The sequence below is a fragment of the Gordonia sp. NPDC003429 genome (assembly GCF_053588575.1).
On sequence record NZ_JBSFQF010000013.1, the window covers coordinates 66,493 to 88,776 of the forward strand.

The following is a 22,284-nucleotide window of genomic DNA, read 5'->3' on the forward strand; positions in this document are numbered from 1 at the left end:
TCACTCCCCGGGACGCGACTCGTCGACGAGCGGACCCCGGACCCAGCGGTAGCCTCTCCCCCACACCGTCTCGATCCGTGACGCGGAACCGAGTTTGGTGCGCACGCGCTTGACGTGCACCGTCACCGTGGACTGATCGCCGAACTTCCAGCCCCACACCTGCTCGAGCAGTTCGTCGCGACTGAACACCTGGTCGGGGTGGGTCATCAGATGAACGATCAGATCGTATTCACGTTTGGTGGTCGACAACGCACGCCCGCCGACGGTGACCAGCTGTGCACGCAGATCCACGACGACGTCACCGCCGTCGAGATGATCGGGCTCCCCCTCGTCGCGTCCCGGCGGCGGGGACGTGCGGATACGCCGCAACACCGACTGCACCCGCAGCGTCAGCTCGCGGGGACTGAATGGTTTGGTCACGTAGTCGTCGGCTCCCGATTCCAGGCCCAGCACCCGATCATCGGTCGAACCGAGTGCGGTGAGCAGGATCACCGGGACATCCCGGTGATCACCCATCCGGACGTCACGACACACCTCGATGCCGTCGAGCCCCGGCATCATCACATCGACGACGGCCAAATCGATGTCACCACTGTCGATTTCGGCGAGAGCAGAGATGCCGTCGGCCACCGCGACTACCTCCATGCCCGCGTGCCGCAGGTAGCGCCCCACCACATCGAGGACCACCGTGTCGTCATCCGCGACCAGGATGCGCATCACACCCACCTTTCACCAGTACGTGAGGACGAGGTGATTCACGACGAGTGCGAGCACAACCTGCCCACCCAGCCACCATCGCCGGTCACGGATGGGCAGCACGGCGGTCGCCGTCACCATCCACAAGGTGAAGGGTAGCCAGATTCGTTCGGTCTCGGCTTTGCTCAGCGCACTGAGGTCGGCGGCGGCGAGCGCCGCGAACCCGGCCAGCGCCGGCCACAACTCTCGACGACGCAGTACCGACAGGTCGGTGAGACGGGCGAAGGCGGCCACCGTCGCCGGACCGACCGCGATCGCCGTCGCCGCCAGATTCGCCCACCCCCAGTAGGCGAACGGCCGCTGCGACGCGATGCCCTGGTAGTACCGCTCGACGACGAGGTGGTAGCCGTCGAGCCACCAGAAGCCGGTGAGAGCGAAAGCGGCGACCACGGCGAGCGCGGCGGCGAGCGCCCAGGGAATCGGCCGCCACGAGCGCGCGGCCAGCAGCACTGCCGCGGCCATGATCCCGGACAGCACGAGCCCGTAGTTGAGGAACAGCGCGAAGCCGAGCAGTAGGCCGGCGCCGATGGCGGCCGCGGCCGACCTCGAGCCCACGGTGGTTGCCGCGATGGCCAGCAGGGCCAGTCCCCACGCCACCACACCCATGTAGTAGCCGTCAGCGCTGACGCCCACCCAGATCAGACCCGGGAAGAACGCGAGGAACGGTGCGGCGCGGCGGGCGCTGTCGAGTGAGCCGAGCCGCTCGAGCGTCACGATCGCCGCCGCGATACCCGAGGTTCCGATCGCCACGCACCACAGTGCCGCCCAACCGCCGCCACCGAGGCCGACACGATCGAGGATGACGAACGTCAGCAGCGAACCCGGCGGATGCCCCGACACGTGCGTGGTCCACGAATCGGGCTGATGGTCGAGAATACGCGCCGAGAATCCGGACAGCATTCCCGAAATACTGTGCACACCAGGAACTTCGGCCAGATACTCGTCGGGTCTCACCAGCCGGCCGGCAACCCCCCGCTGCCAGCCGTCGACGAGTGCGAGACTCATGGTCCACGCGGCGCCGATCCCCCATGCCCACAGGGCCAGCGGACCGATCCGCAACGACGCCAGTCGGGACGGAATCACCGACACCGCCGCGACAGCCAGGACGACCGCGGGCACGGTCCCCGGTCCGAGGTGCGGCAACCACTTCCCGAACAGCGGTGCCGCGTCGGCAAAGATTCTGCCGCGCAGGCCATCCCCGACAAGCAGCGGTGTCACGACCGCAGCGGCGACCAGTAGGGCGGCACCGGCCACGGCCGTCAGCGAGCGTCGGCGTAACCGGTCGCGCGGGGGCGCAGTCGATTCGGCGCCGTCGGATTCAACGCCGTCGGATTCGGCGACGTCGGATTCAACGCCGTCGGATTCGGCGACATCGCCTACCCGTTGCTTCGGGAAGAGGGTCACGACACCGCAGCCTAGCCACCCGCCGACATGGGCGGATGGCTCCGCGGCCACTCGTCACACTTCCGTAAGACCCGGCGGTGCGCCGTCACATTTCCGTAAGCACGAGCCTGCTGACCGCGCCCTGTGCTGCTCCTACGCTGGGCCATGTGAATCCCGACGACATCACCGTCATCATCCCCTGCCGCAACGAGGCATCGGCGTTACCCACTGTGCTGCAATCGATTCCGGAGTGCTACGCCACGCTGGTGGTGGACAACGGGTCCACCGACACCACCGCCGAGGTCGCGCGCACACACGGCGCCCGGGTGATCGCCGAACCACGTCCCGGATACGGATCCGCAGTGCACGCAGGCGTTCTCGCCGCCGAGACATCCGTCGTCTGCACGATCGACGGCGATGGATCGCTCGATGCCGGAGAACTCCGGCATCTCGTCGCAGCACTCCAGGGCGGTGCCGACGTGGCAGTGGGAAGCCGACGCCCCGTCGGGGCCGGCGCGTGGCCGTGGCATGCCCGGGCCGGAACCAGACTGGCCGCCTGGCGATTACGACGCCGCTTCGGGATCATCGTGACCGACATCGGCCCGATGCGGGCGATTTCCCGCGATGTGCTCATCGACTTGGGCATCGAAGACCGCAGATCCGGCTATCCGGTCGAGTTCCTCGTGCGGGCAGCGCAAGCCGGCCTCACAGTGGCCGAGGTCGACGTGTCGTTTCGCGAGCGGAGTGCGGGGCGATCCAAGGTCTCGGGGTCGGTACTGGGTTCGCTTCGTGCCGGACACGACTTCCTGGCGGCGTTGTCATGACGGGGAGTGTCGTGACGGGGGGTGTCACGACGGGGGCGATCCTCATCGTGGCGAAGGCACCGGTCCCGGGGCTGGCGAAAACCCGTCTGGCACCGGAGTACGGGCCGGTGGGAGCGGCCCGGCTGGCTGCGGCCGCGCTGCTGGACACCCTGCGTCATGCTCGGGCGACCGGAGCCGCTGTGGTGGTCTCCTGGCACGGCGATCTGCGCTGCGCACAACGATCGGAGGAGATCTCCGCCGAGCTCGACGGCTGCACGGTCGTGGCGCAACGCGGTGACACCTTCGCCGACCGGCTGGTCCATGCACACCGGGACGCCACCGCGAGCGGTGCCCGACATGTTCTCCAGATCGGCATGGACACACCACAAATCGGACCTGCCGTGTTGAGTCGATCATTGTCCTGGATCGTCGACGGCCGTGCAGACACCGCGTGGCTCGGCCCTGCCGCCGACGGCGGCTGGTGGGGACTGGGACTGACCGGCGGCGCGGGCGCCGAGGCGCTCGGCGACGTCCCGATGTCGCGGGTCGACACCGCCGCCAGAACCGAGACGGCACTGCGCCGCGCGGGACTGGTCACCGAGCTCCTGCCGATGGTCTGCGACGTCGACCGGCCGGAGGACGTGCCGACGGTGGCGGCCTCGTGTTCCCCGACAAGCGAATTCGCCGTCGAAGCGGCGTCTTCCGGAGCGATCGTGAGTGCCTCGTGACCATTCCGGCGGACCGCCATCTCAGGACCGAGGAGATCGACATCACGCTCGCGCGTGACTCGCGATCACCGGCCCGGTTCGACCACGCGCTCAGCGGGGTCCACGGGGTGCTTCGCACCGCGGACGGGCGCTGGTCCGACATCCCCGTCGCCCGCTGGCACGGCGCTTCCGACGACACCGCCGATCGCGAGTTCGACGACGCCGTGGTGCGCCGGTGTGACGGACCGACGATCGACCTCGGTTGCGGCCCAGGTCGACTGGTGGCAGCGCTGGTTGCCGGCGACGTGCCGGCCCTCGGTGTCGACATCTCGCGGGTCGCCGTGTCGGCGGCCCGACGGCGGGGGGTCGCCGTGCTGCAGCGCGACATCTTCGGCCATCTCCCCGGCGAGGGCCGCTGGGCTCACGTGCTACTGATCGACGGCAACATCGGCATCGGCGGCGATCCGGGGCTGCTCCTCGAACGAGTGGGTGCGCTACTTGCCCGCGGCGGCACCCTGATCGCCGAACTCGACGCTCATGTCGGGGGCGTTCAGGTGGACGTGGTCCGGACCGAAGGACGTCACGGCGCCGGTCCCTGGTTCCCGTGGGCCCGGGTCGGGGTCGACGGCATGGCCGCGGCCATGCGCGGCCACGGACTGGACCCGTTGAACATCACCGAGATCAGCGGCCGACTGTTGGTCGAGGCCGTGCGGCGATGAGCGATACCCGTTCACTCGACACCGCCGAACATGCCGACGGCGATGCCGACGCACCGCCGCGGACGGTGACCCTGGTCGGGCTCTCCCTCGGTGTCACGTTTTCGATCTGCTTCGTCACCGGAGTCCTCAGCCACCTGATCCAGCACCCACCGGAGTGGTTCAGTTGGCCGGCACACCCCGTGTGGCTCTACCGGGTCACTCAGGGCACCCATGTGCTGTCCGGGATCGCCGCCATCCCGTTGCTCCTGGTGAAACTCGGTCTGGTGTACCGCAAGCTTTTCGAACGGCCTCTGATCGGATCGCCGGTCCGGATGGCCGAACGCGGCAGCATCGGCGTACTCGTGGCGGCCGGGATCTTCGAACTCGTCACCGGCATCCTGAACATCGCGCACTGGTACCCGTGGACATTCTTCTTTCCCGCGGCGCACCACGCCGTCGCCTACGTGGCGATCGGCGCGCTCCTCATCCACATAGCCGTCAAGTTGCCACTCATCCGCCGCTCACTCGGCGACGACGCTGGGATCGAGACCGGCGCTGGGATCGAGACCGGAGCTGGGATCGAGACCGGCACTGGGACCGAGACAAGCACTGGCGCCGAGGAGGACCACCGAGCCGGGACAGGACCCTCCCGGCGGACGATTCTGCTGGCCACGTCGGTGGGAGTGGGACTCGCCGTGGTCGCGTTCGCCGGGCAGACCATCACCCCGCTGCGGCGATTGGCATTTCTGGCGCCGCGATCGGGTGAGGGTCCACAGGGTGTACCCATCAACCGCACCGCGTCCGACGCGGGCATCACCACCGCGGCAACCTCACCGGACTATCGGCTCACCGTGGTCAACGGCACTGCCTCGCAGACCTTCACGATCGCCGAACTGGAAACCACAATGCCGCAACACACCGTCACCTTGCCGATCGCGTGTGTGGAGGGTTGGAGCGCGTCCGCCCAGTGGACAGGTATCCGGCTCCGAGACCTTCTGGCCACGGTCGGCGCGCAACCCGGATCGATGGCGCGCATGGTGTCACTGGAACGGGGCGCCTACGCCATCGCCGACATCCCCGCCGCCCAGGTGTCCGACGACCTCACACTGATCGCGTTGTCCATCAACGGAAACCGGCTCAATCTCGATCACGGCTATCCCGCTCGGCTCATCGCACCGAACCTTCCGGGCGTGATGCAGACCAAATGGCTCGCCCGGATCGAGGCACACTGATGAGCGCAACCCCCGCCCGCGCCGCGTTGATGCTCGTGGGTGCCTGCGGCATCGGGTACGGAGTGTTTCTCACCGTGACCGCGGTGGCGCGAACCGACTGGTCGTCCATGGTCGGGTGGCTCGCCGGTGGCGTGATCGCCCATGACGCCGTGCTCGCGCCGATCTGGTTGGCGGTGTGGTGGATTCTGCGACGCACCCTGCGTGACCGCGGCCGCTACGTGCCCGTCGCCATCGCGCTGGCATTCACCGGGGTCCTCACACTGCTGGCGGTTCCCGTGCTGGCGCCACGACCGGCCGGGCAGGCGCCCGCCTCGAATCCGACGCTGCTCGACCGCAATTACCCGGCCGGGCTGGCAGTGGCGGTCGCGGCGGTGTGGGCGATCACCGGGATCTGGCTGGTGCTGCGCCGCATAAGGACCCGTGGGCAGGCACCCCCTCGCGTGAATCCGCCACCGACAGTTGTCAATCCGACGTCCAATCACAGAGGAGAGATCATGTCCGACAGAGAAGTATCCGAGAGTGACACAGGTGCAATCGGGATCATCGGCGGCACCGGCTTCTACGACTTCTTCCACACCGACGTCAGCACCGTGGACATCGAAACACCTTTCGGCACACCGTCGGCCCCTCCGGTCGTGGGAACGGTCGACGGCCGACGGGTGGTCTTCATCCCGCGACACGGAAACCACCACGATCATCTTCCGCACGAGATTCCCTATCGCGCCAATCTCTGGGCGCTGCGTTCCCTCGGTGTGACAACAGTGATCGCCGCCGCCGCGGTCGGCTCACTCGACCCGGACGCCGGCCCCGGCAGCCTGATCGTGCCCGACCAGCTCATCGACCGCACCGCGGGACGTGCGGCGACCTTCTTCGATCGCTCGTCGGTGGGCGATCATCCGCACGACCCGGTGCATCTCTCGTTCGCCGATCCGTACTGCGATCGCATTCGATCGGCGCTGTGCGACTCGGATGCGGCGATCACCGACGGGGGTACCCTCATGATCATCGACGGGCCCCGTTTCTCCACCCGCGCCGAAAGCCGGATGTATGCCGCCTGGGGTGCCGATCTGATCAACATGACCGGACAACCGGAGGCATCGTTGGCCCGTGAACTCGGAATGTGTTATGGCACATTGTGCCTCGTCACCGACCTCGACGCCGGTGTGGCGCCGGGCGACGGTGTCGGGGCGTCGGAGGTCTTCGCACAGTTCGCCGCGAACCTGCCCCGGCTCAAGGCATGCGTCAAAGCTGCGATCTCCGGTATCGATACCGACGCGCAGTGTGAGTGCAGCACAACAGATCACGATATCGACACGCTGAGCGCCCACATCCTCGCCCATCAGCGCCAACAGGACGGTCCGGCAGTCCGCGGCGGGATCTCGCGATGAGCCGCGTACTGGTCACCGGCGCAGCCGGATTCATCGGGTCACGGGTGGCGGCGACGCTGGCCGATCGTGGTCACGACGTCGTGGGTATCGACGCGATGCTGCCCAGTGCGCACCCGGCGGCGGCCGATCCTCCTCCAGGTGTCGCCATGGTCGACGTCACCGACGCAGCCGCACTCGACACGGTGCTTCCCGGCGTCGATGTGGTGAATCATCAAGCCGCACTGGTCGGTCTGGGTCTCGGTTTCCACGATGCGCCGGAGTTCGCCCGGAACAACGACCTCGGCACCGCCACATTGTTGGCGGCCATGCACCGCCACGGTGTGCGTCGACTGGTCGTGGCATCGTCGATGGTCCTCTACGGCAACGGTTGCCACGTCGACGCGTCCGGCAGTCCGCTCGTCGACGTGCCCGAGCGACGGCCCGCCGATCTGCGCGCGGGACGTTTCGAACACGTCGGCCCCGACGGGTGCGACACCCGCTGGGCCCCGACACCCGAGCACACGCCGCCGGCACCGCAGAATCATTACGCCGCAAGCAAAGCCGCACAGGAACAGTATGCGCGCGGGTGGGCGGTATCCACCGGGTCGCACACGATCGCGCTGCGCTACCACAACGTGTACGGACCCCACATGCCGCGAGACACCCCCTACGCGGGGGTGGCGTCGATCTTCCGGTCGATGCTGGCCGCCGGCCGGGCACCACTGGTGTTCGAGGATGGAGCCCAGATGCGCGACTTCGTCCACGTCGACGACGTCGCCATGGCGAACGCCCTGGCCGTGGAGGCACTCGTCGACGAGGACTGCGGTCCGCCTCGAGCATCGTTCGACGCATTCAACGTCGCTTCCGGGGTACCGGTGAGCATCGGCACACTCGCCACGATCCTGTCCGACGAACTCGGCGGCCCGTCACCGATCATCACTCACGATTTCCGGCTCGGCGATGTGCGCCACGTCGTGGCCGACCCCACCCGTGCGGCGCAGGTGTTGGGATTCCGCGCGCAGATCACTCCCGACCGGGGCTTTCGCGCTTTCGCCCACGAACCGCTCCGCGGAGACTCCCTGCACCCCAATGATCGGGTCACGATGTCATCCCAATGAATTACCAAGGCTAATGATCGGACGGGCACCTCCGACACCGTGGATACCACTACCCACCAATTGCCCGGAGGTTCTCATGCGCACGATCGTCTCGAAAACCCAGCGACGGGTTGCCGTCGCCCTGGCCGCACTGACCATCGCCGGCGGGGCGGGCGCCGCGGTGACCCCGCAGGCGTCCGCAGCACCGTCCGCAGCAGCCACCCAACCGGGCATTCACCGGGTGGATCAGCTCGGCGATGTCACCTACCAGGCACTATTCGCCGCGGGCGTCCAGGTCTACGAGTTCGTCGGCTTCTACAAGCAGACCGACGCCTACAACCCGCCCCTGTACTACACCGTGCTGCGCAAGCTGCACAATCCGCGTGAGGGTAAGGCGGGAAGCAAGCGCTACGGCTTCCTCGGATTCGGGCCGGGCACCGTGCTGCCCGAGTTGTTCGGCATGTATCCGCAGACGCACCCGACCACCGCCATCAGCTTCGCCTACACCTTCCCGTTCGATTCGCGCACCGGCAAGCCCGTCCCCCAGGGACGCAGCCAGTGCATCACCGCGCCGTCGGTCGGGCCGATCGGCCCGCTGACCGGTGGCGGCGCCTGGGTACGCAGCGTCTGCTACGGCTGAGCACCCGGGAACCGACGGCGCGACGTCATACCGGCACCACGTCGCGCAGGAATGCGATCTCGTCGGCAACCACCTCGTCGAACGCGTCGCCGACGTAGATGTCGAAGTGCCCGTACGGGTATCGCCGGCACGTGACGCGCGCATTGCGGCCGGCCGCGCGGATCGTCGGACGCACCGGCGCCACCGTGTCGGGGTCGCATGCGGCGATGAAGGTGGGGACCGTGATCTTGCCGACCTTGCGGGCCGGCGCGGACAGCAGAACCGACAGCCCGATGCGGGCGGCGACCTCGTTGCGGAACGTCGAACCGGGCGCCACCAGCGCCAAGTAGCCGGGTTCGGCGTCGGGCGCGGTCATCAGTGCCGCCTGGTGTCCGGTGCCGACGAGCGCGACGGTGACCGGTCCACGGCCCGCCACGCTCGACGCGAGGTCGGCGATGCCGCGTGCGGTCACCTTGGCCGCCGAGATCGGATCGAGCGCCAGGGTGGAAGCGATTCCGCTCGTGAAGGGGCATTGCGCGATAGCCGCGGCGAGTTCGGGGTGCCGCGCGGCCAGCGTCAGCGCATGACCACCGGAGAACGACGTACCCCACACGACGATGCGGGCGGTGTCCACGCCGCCGAGTGATCGGACGTGGCGGATGGCGGCCTCGTAGTCGGCGAGTTGTCGGCGCACCGAGAGTAGTTGCCGGAGTTCACCGTCGCTGTCGCCGAAGTGGCGGTAGTCGAAGACGAGGCAGGCGTAGCCCGCGTCGGCGAACCGCTCGGCAAAGGCGTCCAGACGCATGGTCCGCACACCGCCGAGCCCGTGCGCCATCACGATCACCGGGGGGTTGGCATCCGTTGTCGAGCCGGACTGCGCCGGGGGCCGGTAGAGCCATCCCCGGATCGTCGTCCCCGACGACGTGAACTCCACATCGGTTCGCAACATGCCCACCTCTGAATCCTCCGCTGCCCCGCGACTGCTCCATCTCACAGCATCCTCGCTGGCAGCCACCAGGTGCACCGCTTACCGTGGTTTCCATGCGTGTACTCGTCAGCGGCGGCGCCGGCTACATCGGCTCGCACACCGTCATCCGTCTCGTCGAAGCGGGCCACGACGTGGTGGTGGTCGACGACTTCAGCAATTCCAGGCCGACGGTGATCGCCCGGCTCGAGGCGCTGACCGGCACCCACATTCCGGTGCACGCCTTCGACCTCACCGACGTCGACAAGACCGAGAAACTCTTCGAGCACGAGGATCTCGACGCGGTGATCCACTTCGCCGGATACAAGGCGGTCGGCGAGTCGGTGGCCAAGCCGCTCGACTACTACCAGAACAACCTCGACACCACCTTCTCGCTGCTGCGCGCGATGGGCCGCCACGACGTGCGAACCCTCGTGTTCTCGTCGTCGGCGACGGTCTACGGCTCCGAACCGGTGCTGCCGATGACCGAGGATTCGCCGACGTCGGCCACCAATCCGTACGGGTGGACCAAGGTGATGATCGAGCAGGTGCTGCGCGACGTCGCCGCCAGCGACCCGTCGTGGCGGATCGCAGCCCTGCGGTACTTCAATCCGGTGGGCGCGCACCCGAGCGGGCAGATCGGGGAAGACCCCAGCGGCATCCCCAACAATCTGATGCCGTTCGTCGCGCAGGTGGCGGTGGGCCGTCGGGCCAAGCTCTCGATCTTCGGCGACGATTACGACACCCCCGACGGCACGGGGGTGCGCGACTATATCCACGTCGACGACCTCGCCGCCGGACATGTCGCGGCACTGACGCGGATCAGCACCGGCAACGACTCCATGTCGACGTGGAATCTCGGTACCGGACAAGGGGTTTCAGTGCTCGAGGTGGTGCATGCGTTCGAGCGGGCCAGCGGTCGGCCGATTCCCTACGAGATCGCGCCGCGTCGTGCCGGCGACATCGCCGCGTCGTACGCCGACCCCACCCGCGCCAACAAGGACCTCGACTGGTTCGCCACCAAGAGGATCGACGACATGTGCGTGGACACCTGGCGCTGGCAGTCGAACAACCCGGACGGCTACCCCGACGCCTGAAACACCTTCTCGTTCACGCGGTACACGGTCGCGTTGCCCTGCCGAAACACCTCGGTCAGGCCCGGGGTTCCGTGCTCGCGGAGTTCGAGGAACGGGTCGCCCTGCACCCCGTGTTCCGGGTCGGGCACACCGTTCTGGAACGGCCAGTAACTCGGCGGACTGTCGATCACGTACCGCACGTTCATGTCCCGCACGATCCCGTCGATGTACGGGTCCGTCCCGATCTTCGATGTCCCCCAGAACAGGTCGCGCTGACGCTGCGAGAAGTCGTTGGCGCGGTAGAACGCGAACATCGGGGTGAGTCCGGTGACCGGATAGATCCATCCGGTGCCCTGATCGAGATTGTTGAGGATCACCGCGTCGTGCGCGTCGGGTTGCTGCTCCAGCCAGTGGTAGGCGGCCAGGTCGTCGGGTCCGACGAACTTGCCAGCGCGCTCCTTCGACGCGATCTGCGCGTTCACCGGGTAGCGCCACACCCCGCCGACGGCGATCAGCGCGAACAGCACGGCGACGGCGGTCGGCACGACCCAGCGTCGGCGGGAGGCCGACGAGTCGTCGGTACCGAGTCGTGCGGCCCATCGCGCAACCGCCAGTGTCGCCATTCCCAGCGCGATGCCCGCCGCGGCAGCCGAGAACAGCGACACCACCAATGTCAATCGGTGCGGGGAGTTGTAGAAGTAACCGCCGATCGCACCCAGCGGATACGACAGCGGCCCCAAGGAGACCACCGAGTTCGCGGTGACCAGCACGAACACCACCCAGGCCGCGAGGCCGCCCCAGCATCGCAACCAGATCAGCGCGCCGGCACCGGCGATGGTGAGGACGATCAGCACCCACACCGGATACGACTGCGTGGACAGCGGCACCGTGCCGTTGAACGCCGCCTGCGCCAGTCCGTCGAGCACCCCGACCGTCTCCACCCGGAAGTCGAAGAACGGCAGTTCGTTGGTGTCGGCCACCTTGATGGTGCCCAGCACCACCGGGAACGCCAGCACCAGGGTGAGCGCCCCGGTCACCACCAGCGTGACGATGTCGCCGAGGCGACCGCGCACCGGACGCCACAGCGCTTCGAGCAGCCACCACAGCCCCACGATCACCCCGACCAGGATCAGACCCGAGGGGTGCGTCGCGGTGACACCGCAGACCGCGACCGCGGCCGGCAGCACCCGCCGCCGATCCCGCACCGCGCTGATGGTGAGGATCGCCGCGACCGGCGCGAGGGAGACACCGACGGCGTTGGGCACCGAGGTGAGCTGCACCTCCACGTACGGAAGGGAGGGGAACAGCGCCGACACCGCGCCCGCGGCACCGGCCAGCAGGGCCGACGTGGTGGTGTCGTACCGGTGCCGGGCCATCCAGTAGGCGAGTGCGGCCACCCCGAACGTCACCGTGATCGCCAGGGTGGCCGGCGAGTACGTGTTGTAGGTCTGGACGGGGTTCGCGCCGGTCAGCGGCATGGTGAGCGCACCGAGCGCATGCCAGGTGTTGGGGTAGTAGTTGAAGCCGTGGGTGTCGTAGTTCATCAACTCACCCATGCGCAGCGACGACCCGATCCCGGTGTCGGCGATGAAGCGCAGCGAACTCGCGTGCCACAGGGAGTCCCACACCTGCGGGATGTTGTTCAGCCCGGCGAAAGCGGTCCTGGCGACCGGCCGAATGCAGGTGATCACGATGATGATCGCGCCCAGCGCGATCCCCACCCCGGCGCGCGGTGCGGCGGTGAGTCCAAACGGCCGGTCAGCAGCGTCGTCGTCGGTCTCGGGTGAGCCCACGGCAGGCACCGGCGCCAGTCGACGTCCCACCCGGGTGCGTAGCGCCAGGGCGTAGACCCAGGCCAGCGCGACGATGACGACGGTGCCGAGTAGCGCGGTGAGCAGGTTCCATCCGATACCGACGGCCCCGTAGAGCACGGTGAGCACGTGCACGATGGCGAAGGTGATCGGCGGACCGGCCGCGATCGCGACGGGCCACGGCAACGTCATCCGGCGGCCCACCAGGGCGCCGGGAACGATGAGCAGGACCGCGGTGACCACGCTCACCCAGGCACCGAGCAGCACCGACCTCGTCCTCTCGCTACACACCTCCGACGCCCGTCCACCCCGGCGTCCCGAACTTTGTGCAGGTTACCCGCGATCATCGGGTGAGCAACCACCGGACCAATGCTTGTAGGTCTACAATATTTGTATGCTCACAACAATCTCCCGGGATCTGTCACCCCGGCGCAAGATGGCCATTCTGGCCACCTGTTGCCTGAGCCTGCTGATCGTGTCGATGGACGCGACCATCGTCAACGTCGCCCTCCCGTCGATCCGCACCGACCTGCACGCCGACGTCTCGCAGCTGCAGTGGGTCATCGACGTCTACACGTTGGTCCTGGCCAGCCTCCTGATGATCTCCGGCGCCGCGGCCGACCGCTACGGGCGTCGACGGGTGTTCCAGATCGGACTGACCACGTTCGCGATCGGCTCGCTGGCGTGCAGCCTGGCGCCCACCGTGGGTGTGCTCATCGCCGCGCGCGCTCTACAGGCGATCGGTGGGTCGATGCTCAATCCGGTCGCGATGTCGATCATCACGCAGGTCTTCGTCGATCCGCGCGAACGCGCCCGCGCGATCGGCGTCTGGGGATCGGTGGTCGGGATCTCGATGGCCGCGGGCCCGATCATCGGCGGGCTCCTCATCGACCTGCTCGACTGGCGCGCGGTGTTCTGGATCAACCTGCCCATCTGCCTCGCCGCCATCGTGCTGACCGCGCTGCTGATCCCGGAGTCGCGGTCGCCGGTGATGCGGACCCTCGATCCCGTCGGTCAGGGCCTGGCCATCCTCGCGCTGGCCGGAGTGGTCTACGGCCTCATCGAGGGCCCCGAGCAGGGGTGGGGTTCGGCCCGCACGCTGATCGTGTTCGCGGTGGCGATCGCATCGTTCATCGGGTTCCTGGCCTGGGAGCGCCGGCACTCCGACCCGTTCATCGACCTGCGTTTCTTCCGCAGCGTGCCGTTCTCGTCGGCGACGATCATCGCGATCTGCGCGTTCGCCGGCTGGGGTGGGTTCTTGTTCCTGATGTCGTTGTATTTGCAGGAGATTCGCGGTTTCAGCGCGGTGGGTACCGGCGCCATGCTGGTGCCGCCCGCGGTGGCGGTGCTCATCTGTTCGCCGCTGTCCGGACGGGCCGTGGCCCGGTGGGGCACCCGGCCGTCGCTGGTCATCGCGGGCATCGCGCTGCTGGTGAGTTCGGCGCTGATGCTCACCATCGACGACGCGACGTCGATCCCGGTGATCGCGACGATTTTCGCGGTGTTCGGCCTGGGTTTCGGCATGATCAACGCGCCGATCACCAACTCCGCCGTCGCAGGTATGCCACGACATCGCGCGGGCGCCGCATCGGCGGTGGCCTCCACCAGCCGTCAGATCGGGGTGAGCCTGGGTGTCGCGCTCGCGGGCAGTGTCACCGGGTTGGCCACCTCGGCGACCGGCGCCCACTTCACCGATGCGATGGACACCATGTGGTACATCGTGATCGGTTTCAGCGCAACGATTCTCGCACTCGGCGTTGCCTCGACCACCACCTGGGCGCACCGCACCGCCGACGCTGTGTCGCGCGGACTCATCGAACCGGAGATGTCCAATGCCCGCACCTGAGCCCCCGGCACGCCACCCCGACGACGACCTGACCGCGCAGGTGTGGCGCGCGATGACCGGCCTCGTCACCGATTCGCGCGACGGCTGGAAACGTGAGGTGATCGCCGCCACCGGGCTGCCGTTCAGCCGAATCCGCGTGCTGCGCAGGCTCGCAACGGGTCCGATGACCATCACCGAGATCGCCGCGTCGGCCACCAACGACGCGCCGGCCGCCTCGGTCGCCGTCTCCGACCTCGAGTCGGGAGGCTACGTGGTACGCGAGCCGTCGCCACGCGACCGCCGGAGCAAGCAGGTGCGGATCACCGATGCCGGACGCGCGTTGCTCGAGCGGGCGTGGTCGGTATCCGACCCTGCTCCCGAGGTGCTTCGCTGCGCCTCGGCCGACGATCTGCGGGTGCTACGGGATGTGCTGCTCGGCGGTGACCGCTGAGCGGTGCCGGCGATGGCCCACGACGGCCACCGCGAGGCACACCAACGCGGCCACCACGCCGAACACGAACATGTCTGTGTAGGTCACGGTGTGCCAGGTCCCGGCGATCAGCGCCAGCACGGCGGGCACCGCGAATCCGAGATAGGTGACGCTGTAGAACACCGCGGTCAGCCCGGCGAGGTCGTCGGGTGTCGCTATTCTCTGGACCTCGAGCAACCCGGCGATCATCGCCATGCCGTATCCGCAGCCCAGCACGGTGGCGGCCAGCAGCGATAGCCAGATGGTGAGCGCGTGCGCCGCGAGCGCGGCCAGACCCATGCCGACGGCCAGCACGATGAGCGCGCTGGCCACGCCGCGCACCCCGTCGGGATCGTCGATACGCCGGCCCAGTGACTGCACGCCGAATCCTGCCGCGAGGCCCAACACGCAGCACAGCGCGGCGAACGCGATGGGCGCACCCGATGTCCGCGCCGACATCAGCGCCGGGATCACCGCATACGCCGATGCGCACGCCCCGAATACCCACGGCGCCACCGGCAGCACCACGAACAGGAATCGCCGATGCCCGGCCGACGGGATCTTGAGATCGTCGATCAGACGCCCGGGTTCGGTACTGCGCGTGCGGGTTTCGGGTGCGCGCAGGATCAATACGGCGGCGAGTACGGCGAGCGAGATGTTGACGATGTAGGCGAGCACGTGCGGCCACGGCGCCCACTGCGCCAACGCACCGGCCACGCCCGCGCCGATGCCGAATCCGGCGGTGAGACTCATCGCCGCCCGGCGTGCGCCGGCGGCCGGACGGTCCCCGGCACGCACCGACAGCTCGGTGATCCAGCTGCCGCCCACCGCCATCGACAATCCCAGCGCGATACCGCTGCACACCCGACCCACCGAGAGCAAGGCCACCGAGTTGGCGCCGAGTGCCAGCAGCAGCGAGCCGAGGGCGGCGAAGACGGGAGCGGGCAGCATCAGCGGGCGGCGCCCGAGACGATCCGACAGCGGGCCGCCGATGAGCAATGCGGGCACGATGCCCAGCACATAGAGGAAGAGCAGGCTGTCGACGACGACGGGCGAGAAGTCGCCGCCCTGCCGGTACATCACCAGCAGCGGGGTGAATTCGTTGCCGCCCCACGCCGACGCGAACACGGCCAGTGCCACCGCTGTCCAGGTGGCGCGGGTGACGGTTCCGGCGGTCGTGGTGGGGGTGCCGGTGTCGGCGGCGGTGGTGCTCATCGCCCTGCACCGCCGGGAATCCGGTGTGCGGGAACCTGATGCACGCTGGCGATGTGGCGGCGCAGCATCGAGTCGAACTGCGCCACGTCGCGAGCCTCGATGGCGGTCACCAGTTCGGCGTGTTCGGTGAGGATGCGTCCGACCACCGCGGGGTCGCGGTGCATGCTGGCGGTGGTCATGCGGCGATGCCGTTCGCCCAGCCCGAGGTAGAAGTCGGCGAGAAGGCCGTTGTGACCGGCGGCGACGATGATCTGGTGGAACTCGGCGTCGAGGCGGCCGAAGTCGGCGATGTGATCGGCCGGTACCGCCCGGTGCGCGTCGAGGTTGCGGCGCAGCCGGGTGAGCAGATCGTCGAGCGGCATGGGGTTCGCGGCGAGCCCGCGCACCGCATGGGTCTCCACGAGGATGCGGGCGTCGATCACGTCGTGCGCCTCGGTCTCGGTCACCGGGCACACCAGCGCGCCGCGCTTGGGGTAGAGGCGCATCCAGCCCTCGGCCTGCAGCCGCAGGAACGCCTCTCGCACCGGGGTGCGGCTGACCTCGCAGCGCTGCGCGATCTCGCCTTCGCTGATCAGCTCGCCGCCGGCGATGACGTTGGTCAGGATGAGCTCCTTGACCTCCGCATACACGCGGTCGGCGGCCGACTCGGTACTGAGATCCAACATAGATACAAGTTGTACACCTGTCTTCCCGGGTTGTCGAAACACGTGCGGATCGTCACCGTGGTCGTCCGCTTCGGTCATTGCGATAGTTCCCGAGGCTGGTGTGTGGTGCAGTTGCTGTCACATTCGATGAGCAGGCGCGCGTGTGGACACCGAGATCGGGAAACTCCATACGAGGTCGGACGCACCGGCGCTGCCTCCGGTTTCCGGCTCGGGTTTCCGGAGGGGCTCGACCGCGCCCGTCTGTGTCCGGTGTCGTCCTATGTCAGGTGTCGTCGCGTTGCTGCCACGTGCACAGGCACACCTCGTTGCCCTCGGGGTCGGCGAGCACCCAGAACGAGGGCGCGTAGCGGTCGGTGAGTAGCTGGCCGTCGGCGGCCAGGGCAGCCTGGATGCGCTCGTGGACGACGTCGGCGGGAACCCACAGGTCCACGTGCATCCTGCTGCGCTGGGGGCGCGGTTCGTCCATCTGCTGAAACCACACCGGCGGCAGCATCCCGTCGGGGTCGACCAGGTCGGCCTCGAGGTTCTCACTGCCGACGGCGTCGAGTTCGGTGTAGCCGAGAACGGCCTTCCAGAACGGGCGCACGCGGGCTATGTCGAGGGCGTCGATGGCGAGGTCGAAGCGTTCCGGTGCCGGCAGTGCTTCGAGTTCCATGTCGCCGGCGATCTGCGAGATCGTATTGGCCAGTGCCACATCGGCTTCGGTGAGTCGTTGCGCGCTGTGGGTGGTCAGGGTGAGGTGGACCGCGCCGTAGCGGAGGTCGATGTCGGGGTGGTGGTTGGCACGTTCGGCCGCGTAGACCACCCGGGTGAGGAAGTCCATCCCGCGGACCATCGACCCGGTGCGGAACGAGGCGCGCAGTGAGTTGGTGATCACCCGCCACGGGTCGGCGACGGCGGCGGTGGCATCGGCGGCTGAAACAGGTGAGTTGGTGGGTCCGGCCATGGTGCCGACAATACGACGACTCACCGACCACGAGACGCGGACCGGAGAATGATCCGACCGCGGCCGGGGTGCGCCGGGCGGTTTTTGCCGGACGGCCCGGGGTCGCTACACTCGTGGGCGCTGCCTCGCGCAGCACGCCGCCCTAGCTCAGTCGGTAGAGCAATTCACTCGTAATGAATAGGTCAGGGGTTCGATTCCCCTGGGCGGCTCAGATAAGGCCAGGTAGACCACGGTTTCCAAACTTCGGTCGCCTGGCCTTTTCAGTTCAAGTCAACACTTATCCAACGGTTATTCGGAACCGAGCCTGTCCAGGGTGGCCCGCAGGTCCGGCGCGGACGCCGCCCGCTCGACGTAGTGCCGCTCGGTAACGGCTGTCCCCGAGTGCCCGAGCTGGGCCGAGGCAGCACTCAGCCCGACCTCCCGCTCGACGAGAGTGCCGACCGTCTTGCGGAAGTCGTGAGGCTTCACCCATTTGAAATCGTCACCCCGAACACTGCGCCATGCGGTCCGCACATTTGACGGCGACCTCGGCGTGCCGTTGCGGGTCGGGAACACGAGGTCGGTCGGGATCTCCCGCGCCCGCTGACGAGCCAGCGCGTCGGCCGTGAACCTCGGCACGATCACCCGCCGGAAGCCCGAGCGCGTCTTGGTGTGGTCCTGGCGAACAACACCGACGCCCGCCATCTCGACGACGGTGCCCGCAATTGTGACGGTCACCGTTCCATCCTCGGCCGCCTCGACGTCGCGCCACCGCAGCGCCAGCACCTCCCCGATCCGGCACCCCGTCCCGATCATCACATCAAGGATCTCGGCCAGGTCGTAGGCCCGCTTCGGCCCGAGCCGCTGCTCGTCCTGCCACACCTTCACCCGACGCCGTAGCTCCTGCACCTGCTCGATCGTCAGCGCCTTCGCCGGCCGCACAGCCGCGGGAGGCTTCGACGTGTCCGCCACCGGGTTGTGCCGCACCGCATCGTGACGAGCAGCCAGCGCGAACGCCTGTCGAAGAATCGTCCGCGAATCCCGAACCGTCGACGGCGACCGTAGCGCCTTGAGGTACACCTCAATTCGTCCTGTCGTAGCTTCATGGAGTCGGACGCCGCCGAGAGCCGGCTTGATCGCCTTCTCGACCGTACGACGGTAGTAGGCAATCGTCTGTGGTGTGCGGTCCGAACGGCCAATCTCATCGAGCCAGTAGTCCAAGAGCTGCGTCACGGTCGACTCGCTGTTGATCTCGCTGCCGGTCGGCCGAGCTCGGTCTCGGAGTGTCACTTTCAACGCCGACTTGGCCTTCGCCTCAGTCTCGCCCGAAGCCTGCACGAGCCGGGTTACGCCGTCGAAGTCCCGGAACCGCGCTTTCGCGACCCACCTGCCGCGCGAGTTCCGCGACGTACCGATGGAGCCATACGTACCCAGTGGAGCCGGACGGCGTGCCATCACTTCACCCGCCGATGCTCGTCGACCAAGATGCCGCGCCGACGCGCTTCATTCAGCCACCTGGTGGTCGTTGATCGAGGCAGGCCATAGTCCCGCAAAAACTCGCCAGAAGGCTTGCGGCCCTGCACCATCAGCCAGGCGTAATGCTGCGACAACTGCTCTAGAGATTCATCTGTGATGCCAGCCTCGGCGAAGTCCTCTGGCGGAAAACGATGTCTTGTAGCCCACTCCTCATTGCCGCGTGAGTCGGTCCCGACACGCTCCGAAGTCGCATCCTCGATTGCAGATGACAACCACGCCGACAGGTCGGCCCCTCGAATAGCGTCGGTTGCGACGGGTGGCGACACCACGTTGCCTTTCGCGTCGAGCCGGTCGATAAGCAAGCTGTTGCAGACCAAGCGACCCTCGACCATCGTTGGATCAATGACGTAGTGATAACCGTTGTCCCACACGTCAATTGGGCTGATCATAATCCTGACTCGACCGCCGTACATCTCCCATATCTGTTGGTCCTCGCCCCCGTGCGAGGTTCGATACTGCGCCACACGCGACCTCCATGTCTCCCTTGGAATACTCCGCCAAGTGTTGCACAGTACGCGCAGTGCGTGCTAGTAATGGATTGTCGGAACACTTCGCAGAGTATCCCGCACACTGTTCCGAGTAAGGAGAATCCAATGCCCACAGTCGAGGATCTGCACAACGCGGGTCCGACCGTCTCGCTCTGGCCCATCGCAGGCCAGATGATCGGGATCAGCAAATCGCACACGTACAAGCTCGCCCGAGACGACCAGTTTCCCGCGAAGGTCATCAAGGTCGGGGCCAGCTACCGCGTCGTCACTGCCGACCTGCTCCGGCTTCTCGACGCCTCGGAGGTCGCGTGAACCGCTACGAGCGGATCGAGGACTACAGCGACCTCGGCCTCGGGACGGACGAACCCGAGATCCGGCGCTTCACCCGATACACCGACAAGAAAACCCTCGCCCCGGCGGCCACCGGAGACGAGGGCAAGAAATCCATCCCTAGCAAAGGACAATTCCGTGACTGACACTACCGCAACCTTCCCGAAGGTGATCACCGTCGCCCCCAGCGCCCGCGGCCACATCGACTGCGCACACCGCCTCCACTACGACCCCATTCCCGTCGAGCACCTCGCCGAGGACACCCACGCACAGACCAGCCTCATCCGTTACGCCGACAACGACCCACATTTCCCTGCGCCGCTGCTCGACTACTACGTGGAAGTGGCCTTCGGGAACTCGGAGCACATCCTGCAGCTCACCCCGACCGACGCAGTACACCTCGGGCAGACGCTGCTTGCCGCCGGCGCCGCCGCGCAGATTGACCGCGCTGAGAACAAGGACTTCACCGACTCCACCGCTGAGAAGATCCGCGCCCGATGACTGATCCGATCACCTGGGGCCCGGTGCGCGACTTCGTGTACCGGGTCATCGGTGGCCGCACAACCACCATCATCGCGGGCACGCCCGAGTGGATCGCCCTCGACGACGCCGACCCCGCGAAGACCGACGCGCTCATCACCGCCGGGTCCCGGTGGGTCCTCGAACACCAACTCGACCAGCTGGATGAACAACGCGCCGCAGCCAAAGCCACCGCTATCGACATCTCGCAAGCCCGCGATTGGTCGGCTGTCGCACAACGCATCCGGGACCGCGACCAGTGGCGCCGCGACCACCCCGACCTCGAAAGAAGGGTCTCGTAACTTTGACAGAGACAAAAGCGGAGAAACCCCGCTGGGTACCGCTCTCAAAGACGCCGGAGGCCACGCCAGTCCACTGGTTGAAGTTTGGCATTCTCGCGCGTGGTCACGTCGCCAACCTGTTCGGTGACGAAGGAATCGGCAAGAGCCTCTACTGGGTGCTCATCGTGGCAGACCTAACGAAGAACGGCATCAAAGTGGCGATTGTCGTCACCGAGGACGGCCTCGAAGACACCGTGAAGACCAGGCTCCTCGCCGCAGGCGCCGACCTCGACAACATCTTCGTGCTGAACGTATCCGACGAGTTGGACGAGTTCGAACTCGGAATCCCCCACCCGAACACCGAGCTAGACATGATGCCCACCGACGTTGCGCTCGTCGTCGTCGACGCTCTCCTCGACACACTCAACGTCGGCGTGGACATTGCCAAGCCGCCCGTATGCCGCGCGGTTTTCAAGCCCTGGAAGCAGTTCGCACGTCGTCGTAACTGCGCAGTGTTGACGCTGACGCACACAAACCGCGACCGATCCAACGGCACCCGAGGGGCACTCGGAGCCGCTGGCACCATCCGCGCTGTCGTGCGCCTCAACATCTTGGCCCAGCGAGATCAGAACGACCTCCTCGCCGTTGGCCTGGAGAAGACCAACCTCTGTCCGATAACCAACGTCACTCTGTACGGCCACGAGCAGGTTCAGATATTCAAATCCACGGCGACGTCAGACGGCATGGTCGGTCGTCTCGTCGACCGCGGGCCAGGTCAAGTCACGGCCAAGGAACTGTTCGAACAGATGGCGACACCTGAACCGAAGACCTCCCGCATGGGCGACATGTCCCAGCAGGTTCTTCAACTCGTCACCGGCATCGTCACACCCAAAGAGATCGCAGACAAGATTAACGGCCTCGACAACAACGCGGCCGGACAACACCTCCGAAGGCTCGCTGAGGCAGGCGAGATCAAGCAGGTCAGCCGAGGCAAGTACGGCCCCGCATCACTTCCATCACTTCATTCCATCACGTCAGGAAGTGAAGGAAATGAAGGAAGTGATGGAAACCAGCCCCCCATTCCTTCAGTTCCATCACTTCCATCACTTCCTGAGATGAAGGAAAAGGTGAAGGAATGCCGAGTGTGCGGGTTCGGCATGACGTTCGCCGAGGACCAGACCAACGGCATTCACGTCGGGTGCAGTGAAAAGGAGAACGCCTGATGCACGAAGACAATCCTCGATTCGCGTTTTGGTTCGACCTGCCGCAGGAACAACGCGACAGCCTCGACCAGTTGGCGCACGAGTCAATCCTCGAGCTGCCGCGCTGGCCGTTCTGGTCACCCGAAATCTGCGCCGAGCTTCTCGGCTGGCAGCGACTCGAGATCGACGTGCTCAATGCCCACAACAAGTGGCTCGAACGACTCAAGGCCCGAGCTGAGCGTCGCGGCCGCACCTGGGATCGAACCGAGTTTCTTCGCCAGTGCCGACTCACCGAGGCCGGCGACTGATGCCGCGA

General features: G+C 67.1%; 25 protein-coding genes and 1 tRNA gene. 17 read left to right on the plus strand and 9 right to left on the minus strand.

Annotated features, from left to right (window positions below; translation table 11 throughout):
• Nucleotides 1–717, minus strand: coding sequence for a response regulator transcription factor (locus ACWDSI_RS15745; protein WP_449757113.1), 717 nt, complete (start codon nucleotides 715–717; stop codon nucleotides 1–3).
• Between the two features lie 12 nt (nucleotides 718–729).
• The gene (locus tag ACWDSI_RS15750) at nucleotides 730–2,160 is read right to left on the minus strand and encodes a hypothetical protein (protein ID WP_449748684.1); all 1,431 of its coding nucleotides are present in this window, start codon (nucleotides 2,158–2,160) and stop codon (nucleotides 730–732) included.
• Nucleotides 2,161–2,306: 146 nt separating this feature from the next.
• Between ACWDSI_RS15750 and ACWDSI_RS15755 the strand changes: the two genes are divergently transcribed.
• The 7 genes from ACWDSI_RS15755 (at nucleotide 2,307) to ACWDSI_RS15785 (ending at nucleotide 8,683) form a co-directional block, all read left to right on the plus strand.
• Nucleotides 2,307–2,963: a glycosyltransferase family 2 protein gene (locus ACWDSI_RS15755; protein ID WP_449748683.1), complete on the plus strand. Its 657-nt coding sequence runs from the start codon at nucleotides 2,307–2,309 to the stop codon at nucleotides 2,961–2,963.
• Between the two features lie 11 nt (nucleotides 2,964–2,974).
• Nucleotides 2,975–3,670, plus strand: a complete 696-nt coding sequence (locus tag ACWDSI_RS15760; protein WP_449748682.1) for a TIGR04282 family arsenosugar biosynthesis glycosyltransferase — start codon at nucleotides 2,975–2,977, stop codon at nucleotides 3,668–3,670.
• Nucleotides 3,667–4,368, plus strand: a complete 702-nt coding sequence (locus ACWDSI_RS15765) for a class I SAM-dependent methyltransferase (RefSeq protein WP_449748681.1) — start codon at nucleotides 3,667–3,669, stop codon at nucleotides 4,366–4,368. The genes ACWDSI_RS15760 and ACWDSI_RS15765 overlap by 4 nt, the downstream gene beginning before the upstream one ends.
• Nucleotides 4,365–5,579 (plus strand): molybdopterin-dependent oxidoreductase, encoded by a 1,215-nt coding sequence (locus tag ACWDSI_RS15770; protein ID WP_449757114.1) that lies wholly within the window; start codon nucleotides 4,365–4,367, stop codon nucleotides 5,577–5,579. Before ACWDSI_RS15765 ends, ACWDSI_RS15770 begins: the two co-directional genes overlap by 4 nt.
• A gap of 494 nt (nucleotides 5,580–6,073) precedes the next feature.
• Nucleotides 6,074–6,967, plus strand: coding sequence for an S-methyl-5'-thioadenosine phosphorylase (locus ACWDSI_RS15775; RefSeq protein WP_449757144.1), 894 nt, complete (start codon nucleotides 6,074–6,076; stop codon nucleotides 6,965–6,967).
• Nucleotides 6,964–8,064 (plus strand): NAD-dependent epimerase/dehydratase family protein, encoded by a 1,101-nt coding sequence (locus ACWDSI_RS15780; RefSeq protein WP_449757115.1) that lies wholly within the window; start codon nucleotides 6,964–6,966, stop codon nucleotides 8,062–8,064. The genes ACWDSI_RS15775 and ACWDSI_RS15780 overlap by 4 nt, the downstream gene beginning before the upstream one ends.
• Before the next feature lie 76 nt (nucleotides 8,065–8,140).
• A complete protein-coding gene (locus ACWDSI_RS15785) occupies nucleotides 8,141–8,683 on the plus strand; it encodes a hypothetical protein (protein WP_449757116.1) in 543 nt (180 codons plus the stop codon).
• Between the two features lie 25 nt (nucleotides 8,684–8,708).
• On the opposite strand, the gene ACWDSI_RS15790 is transcribed toward ACWDSI_RS15785, so the two are convergent.
• On the minus strand, nucleotides 8,709–9,611 hold the full coding sequence (locus ACWDSI_RS15790) for an alpha/beta hydrolase (RefSeq protein WP_449757117.1): 903 nt from the start codon (nucleotides 9,609–9,611) through the stop codon (nucleotides 8,709–8,711).
• Between the two features lie 92 nt (nucleotides 9,612–9,703).
• Here ACWDSI_RS15790 and galE point away from each other — a divergent pair, with 92 nt between their 5' ends.
• Complete coding sequence (galE, locus tag ACWDSI_RS15795; RefSeq protein ID WP_449757118.1) at nucleotides 9,704–10,723, plus strand: UDP-glucose 4-epimerase GalE; 1,020 nt, start codon at nucleotides 9,704–9,706, stop codon at nucleotides 10,721–10,723.
• Here the strand turns inward: galE and ACWDSI_RS15800 are convergent.
• Nucleotides 10,708–12,780 (minus strand): DUF6541 family protein, encoded by a 2,073-nt coding sequence (locus tag ACWDSI_RS15800; RefSeq protein WP_449757119.1) that lies wholly within the window; start codon nucleotides 12,778–12,780, stop codon nucleotides 10,708–10,710. The genes galE and ACWDSI_RS15800 overlap by 16 nt on opposite strands.
• A 127-nt stretch (nucleotides 12,781–12,907) precedes the next feature.
• On the opposite strand from ACWDSI_RS15800, the gene ACWDSI_RS15805 reads away from it, so the two are divergent.
• Nucleotides 12,908–14,359 carry an MFS transporter gene (locus ACWDSI_RS15805; RefSeq protein WP_449757120.1) on the plus strand — a complete coding sequence of 484 codons (1,452 nt, stop codon included), beginning with the start codon at nucleotides 12,908–12,910 and terminating at the stop codon, nucleotides 14,357–14,359.
• Nucleotides 14,346–14,789 carry a MarR family winged helix-turn-helix transcriptional regulator gene (locus tag ACWDSI_RS15810; RefSeq protein WP_449757121.1) on the plus strand — a complete coding sequence of 148 codons (444 nt, stop codon included), beginning with the start codon at nucleotides 14,346–14,348 and terminating at the stop codon, nucleotides 14,787–14,789. Before ACWDSI_RS15805 ends, ACWDSI_RS15810 begins: the two co-directional genes overlap by 14 nt.
• On the opposite strand, the gene ACWDSI_RS15815 is transcribed toward ACWDSI_RS15810, so the two are convergent.
• From ACWDSI_RS15815 to ACWDSI_RS15825, 3 genes are all read right to left on the minus strand, one after another.
• A complete protein-coding gene (locus ACWDSI_RS15815; RefSeq protein WP_449757122.1) occupies nucleotides 14,757–16,022 on the minus strand; it encodes an MFS transporter in 1,266 nt (421 codons plus the stop codon). The two genes, ACWDSI_RS15810 and ACWDSI_RS15815, sit on opposite strands and share 33 nt — an antisense overlap.
• The gene (locus ACWDSI_RS15820) at nucleotides 16,019–16,687 is read right to left on the minus strand and encodes a GntR family transcriptional regulator (RefSeq protein WP_449757123.1); all 669 of its coding nucleotides are present in this window, start codon (nucleotides 16,685–16,687) and stop codon (nucleotides 16,019–16,021) included. The genes ACWDSI_RS15815 and ACWDSI_RS15820 overlap by 4 nt, the downstream gene beginning before the upstream one ends.
• 262 nt (nucleotides 16,688–16,949) lie before the next feature.
• Nucleotides 16,950–17,633 carry a 4a-hydroxytetrahydrobiopterin dehydratase gene (locus ACWDSI_RS15825; protein ID WP_449757124.1) on the minus strand — a complete coding sequence of 228 codons (684 nt, stop codon included), beginning with the start codon at nucleotides 17,631–17,633 and terminating at the stop codon, nucleotides 16,950–16,952.
• A gap of 136 nt (nucleotides 17,634–17,769) precedes the next feature.
• Here ACWDSI_RS15825 and ACWDSI_RS15830 point away from each other — a divergent pair.
• A tRNA-Thr gene (locus tag ACWDSI_RS15830) sits at nucleotides 17,770–17,842 on the plus strand.
• Between the two features lie 79 nt (nucleotides 17,843–17,921).
• On the opposite strand, the gene ACWDSI_RS15835 is transcribed toward ACWDSI_RS15830, so the two are convergent.
• Complete coding sequence (locus ACWDSI_RS15835; protein WP_449757125.1) at nucleotides 17,922–19,067, minus strand: tyrosine-type recombinase/integrase; 1,146 nt, start codon at nucleotides 19,065–19,067, stop codon at nucleotides 17,922–17,924.
• A complete protein-coding gene (locus ACWDSI_RS15840) occupies nucleotides 19,067–19,612 on the minus strand; it encodes a hypothetical protein (protein ID WP_449757126.1) in 546 nt (181 codons plus the stop codon). The genes ACWDSI_RS15835 and ACWDSI_RS15840 overlap by 1 nt, the downstream gene beginning before the upstream one ends.
• A 129-nt stretch (nucleotides 19,613–19,741) precedes the next feature.
• Here ACWDSI_RS15840 and ACWDSI_RS15845 point away from each other — a divergent pair, with 129 nt between their 5' ends.
• From ACWDSI_RS15845 to ACWDSI_RS15870, 6 genes are read left to right on the plus strand one after another with little or no spacing between them, the layout of a single operon-like run.
• Nucleotides 19,742–19,948, plus strand: a complete 207-nt coding sequence (locus ACWDSI_RS15845) for a DNA-binding protein (RefSeq protein ID WP_449757127.1) — start codon at nucleotides 19,742–19,744, stop codon at nucleotides 19,946–19,948.
• On the plus strand, nucleotides 19,945–20,112 hold the full coding sequence (locus tag ACWDSI_RS15850) for a hypothetical protein (protein ID WP_449757128.1): 168 nt from the start codon (nucleotides 19,945–19,947) through the stop codon (nucleotides 20,110–20,112). Before ACWDSI_RS15845 ends, ACWDSI_RS15850 begins: the two co-directional genes overlap by 4 nt.
• Nucleotides 20,105–20,467: a hypothetical protein gene (locus ACWDSI_RS15855; RefSeq protein ID WP_449757129.1), complete on the plus strand. Its 363-nt coding sequence runs from the start codon at nucleotides 20,105–20,107 to the stop codon at nucleotides 20,465–20,467. The genes ACWDSI_RS15850 and ACWDSI_RS15855 overlap by 8 nt, the downstream gene beginning before the upstream one ends.
• The gene (locus ACWDSI_RS15860; RefSeq protein ID WP_449757130.1) at nucleotides 20,464–20,787 is read left to right on the plus strand and encodes a DUF2742 domain-containing protein; all 324 of its coding nucleotides are present in this window, start codon (nucleotides 20,464–20,466) and stop codon (nucleotides 20,785–20,787) included. The genes ACWDSI_RS15855 and ACWDSI_RS15860 overlap by 4 nt, the downstream gene beginning before the upstream one ends.
• Entirely contained in the window at nucleotides 20,745–21,989 is a 1,245-nt protein-coding gene (locus ACWDSI_RS15865) for an AAA family ATPase (RefSeq protein ID WP_449757131.1), read from the plus strand. The genes ACWDSI_RS15860 and ACWDSI_RS15865 overlap by 43 nt, the downstream gene beginning before the upstream one ends.
• Nucleotides 21,989–22,276 carry a hypothetical protein gene (locus ACWDSI_RS15870; RefSeq protein ID WP_449757132.1) on the plus strand — a complete coding sequence of 96 codons (288 nt, stop codon included), beginning with the start codon at nucleotides 21,989–21,991 and terminating at the stop codon, nucleotides 22,274–22,276. The genes ACWDSI_RS15865 and ACWDSI_RS15870 overlap by 1 nt, the downstream gene beginning before the upstream one ends.
• Nucleotides 22,277–22,284: the final 8 nt, after the last annotated feature.

Excerpts from the sequence above, each read along its gene's own strand:
- ACWDSI_RS15745 (WP_449757113.1), bottom strand. The coding sequence starts at position 717 with ATGCGCATCCTGGTCGCGGATGACGACACGGTGGTCCTCGATGTGGTG.
- ACWDSI_RS15770 (WP_449757114.1), top strand. The coding sequence starts at position 4,365 with ATGAGCGATACCCGTTCACTCGACACCGCCGAACATGCCGACGGCGAT.
- ACWDSI_RS15775 (WP_449757144.1), top strand. The coding sequence starts at position 6,074 with ATGTCCGACAGAGAAGTATCCGAGAGTGACACAGGTGCAATCGGGATC.
- ACWDSI_RS15780 (WP_449757115.1), top strand. The coding sequence starts at position 6,964 with ATGAGCCGCGTACTGGTCACCGGCGCAGCCGGATTCATCGGGTCACGG.
- ACWDSI_RS15785 (WP_449757116.1), top strand. The coding sequence starts at position 8,141 with ATGCGCACGATCGTCTCGAAAACCCAGCGACGGGTTGCCGTCGCCCTG.
- ACWDSI_RS15790 (WP_449757117.1), bottom strand. The coding sequence starts at position 9,611 with ATGTTGCGAACCGATGTGGAGTTCACGTCGTCGGGGACGACGATCCGG.
- galE (WP_449757118.1), top strand. The coding sequence starts at position 9,704 with ATGCGTGTACTCGTCAGCGGCGGCGCCGGCTACATCGGCTCGCACACC.
- ACWDSI_RS15805 (WP_449757120.1), top strand. The coding sequence starts at position 12,908 with ATGCTCACAACAATCTCCCGGGATCTGTCACCCCGGCGCAAGATGGCC.
- ACWDSI_RS15810 (WP_449757121.1), top strand. The coding sequence starts at position 14,346 with ATGCCCGCACCTGAGCCCCCGGCACGCCACCCCGACGACGACCTGACC.
- ACWDSI_RS15815 (WP_449757122.1), bottom strand. The coding sequence starts at position 16,022 with ATGAGCACCACCGCCGCCGACACCGGCACCCCCACCACGACCGCCGGA.
- ACWDSI_RS15820 (WP_449757123.1), bottom strand. The coding sequence starts at position 16,687 with ATGTTGGATCTCAGTACCGAGTCGGCCGCCGACCGCGTGTATGCGGAG.
- ACWDSI_RS15825 (WP_449757124.1), bottom strand. The coding sequence starts at position 17,633 with ATGGCCGGACCCACCAACTCACCTGTTTCAGCCGCCGATGCCACCGCC.
- ACWDSI_RS15835 (WP_449757125.1), bottom strand. The coding sequence starts at position 19,067 with ATGGCACGCCGTCCGGCTCCACTGGGTACGTATGGCTCCATCGGTACG.
- ACWDSI_RS15845 (WP_449757127.1), top strand. The coding sequence starts at position 19,742 with ATGCCCACAGTCGAGGATCTGCACAACGCGGGTCCGACCGTCTCGCTC.
- ACWDSI_RS15860 (WP_449757130.1), top strand. The coding sequence starts at position 20,464 with ATGACTGATCCGATCACCTGGGGCCCGGTGCGCGACTTCGTGTACCGG.
- ACWDSI_RS15870 (WP_449757132.1), top strand. The coding sequence starts at position 21,989 with ATGCACGAAGACAATCCTCGATTCGCGTTTTGGTTCGACCTGCCGCAG.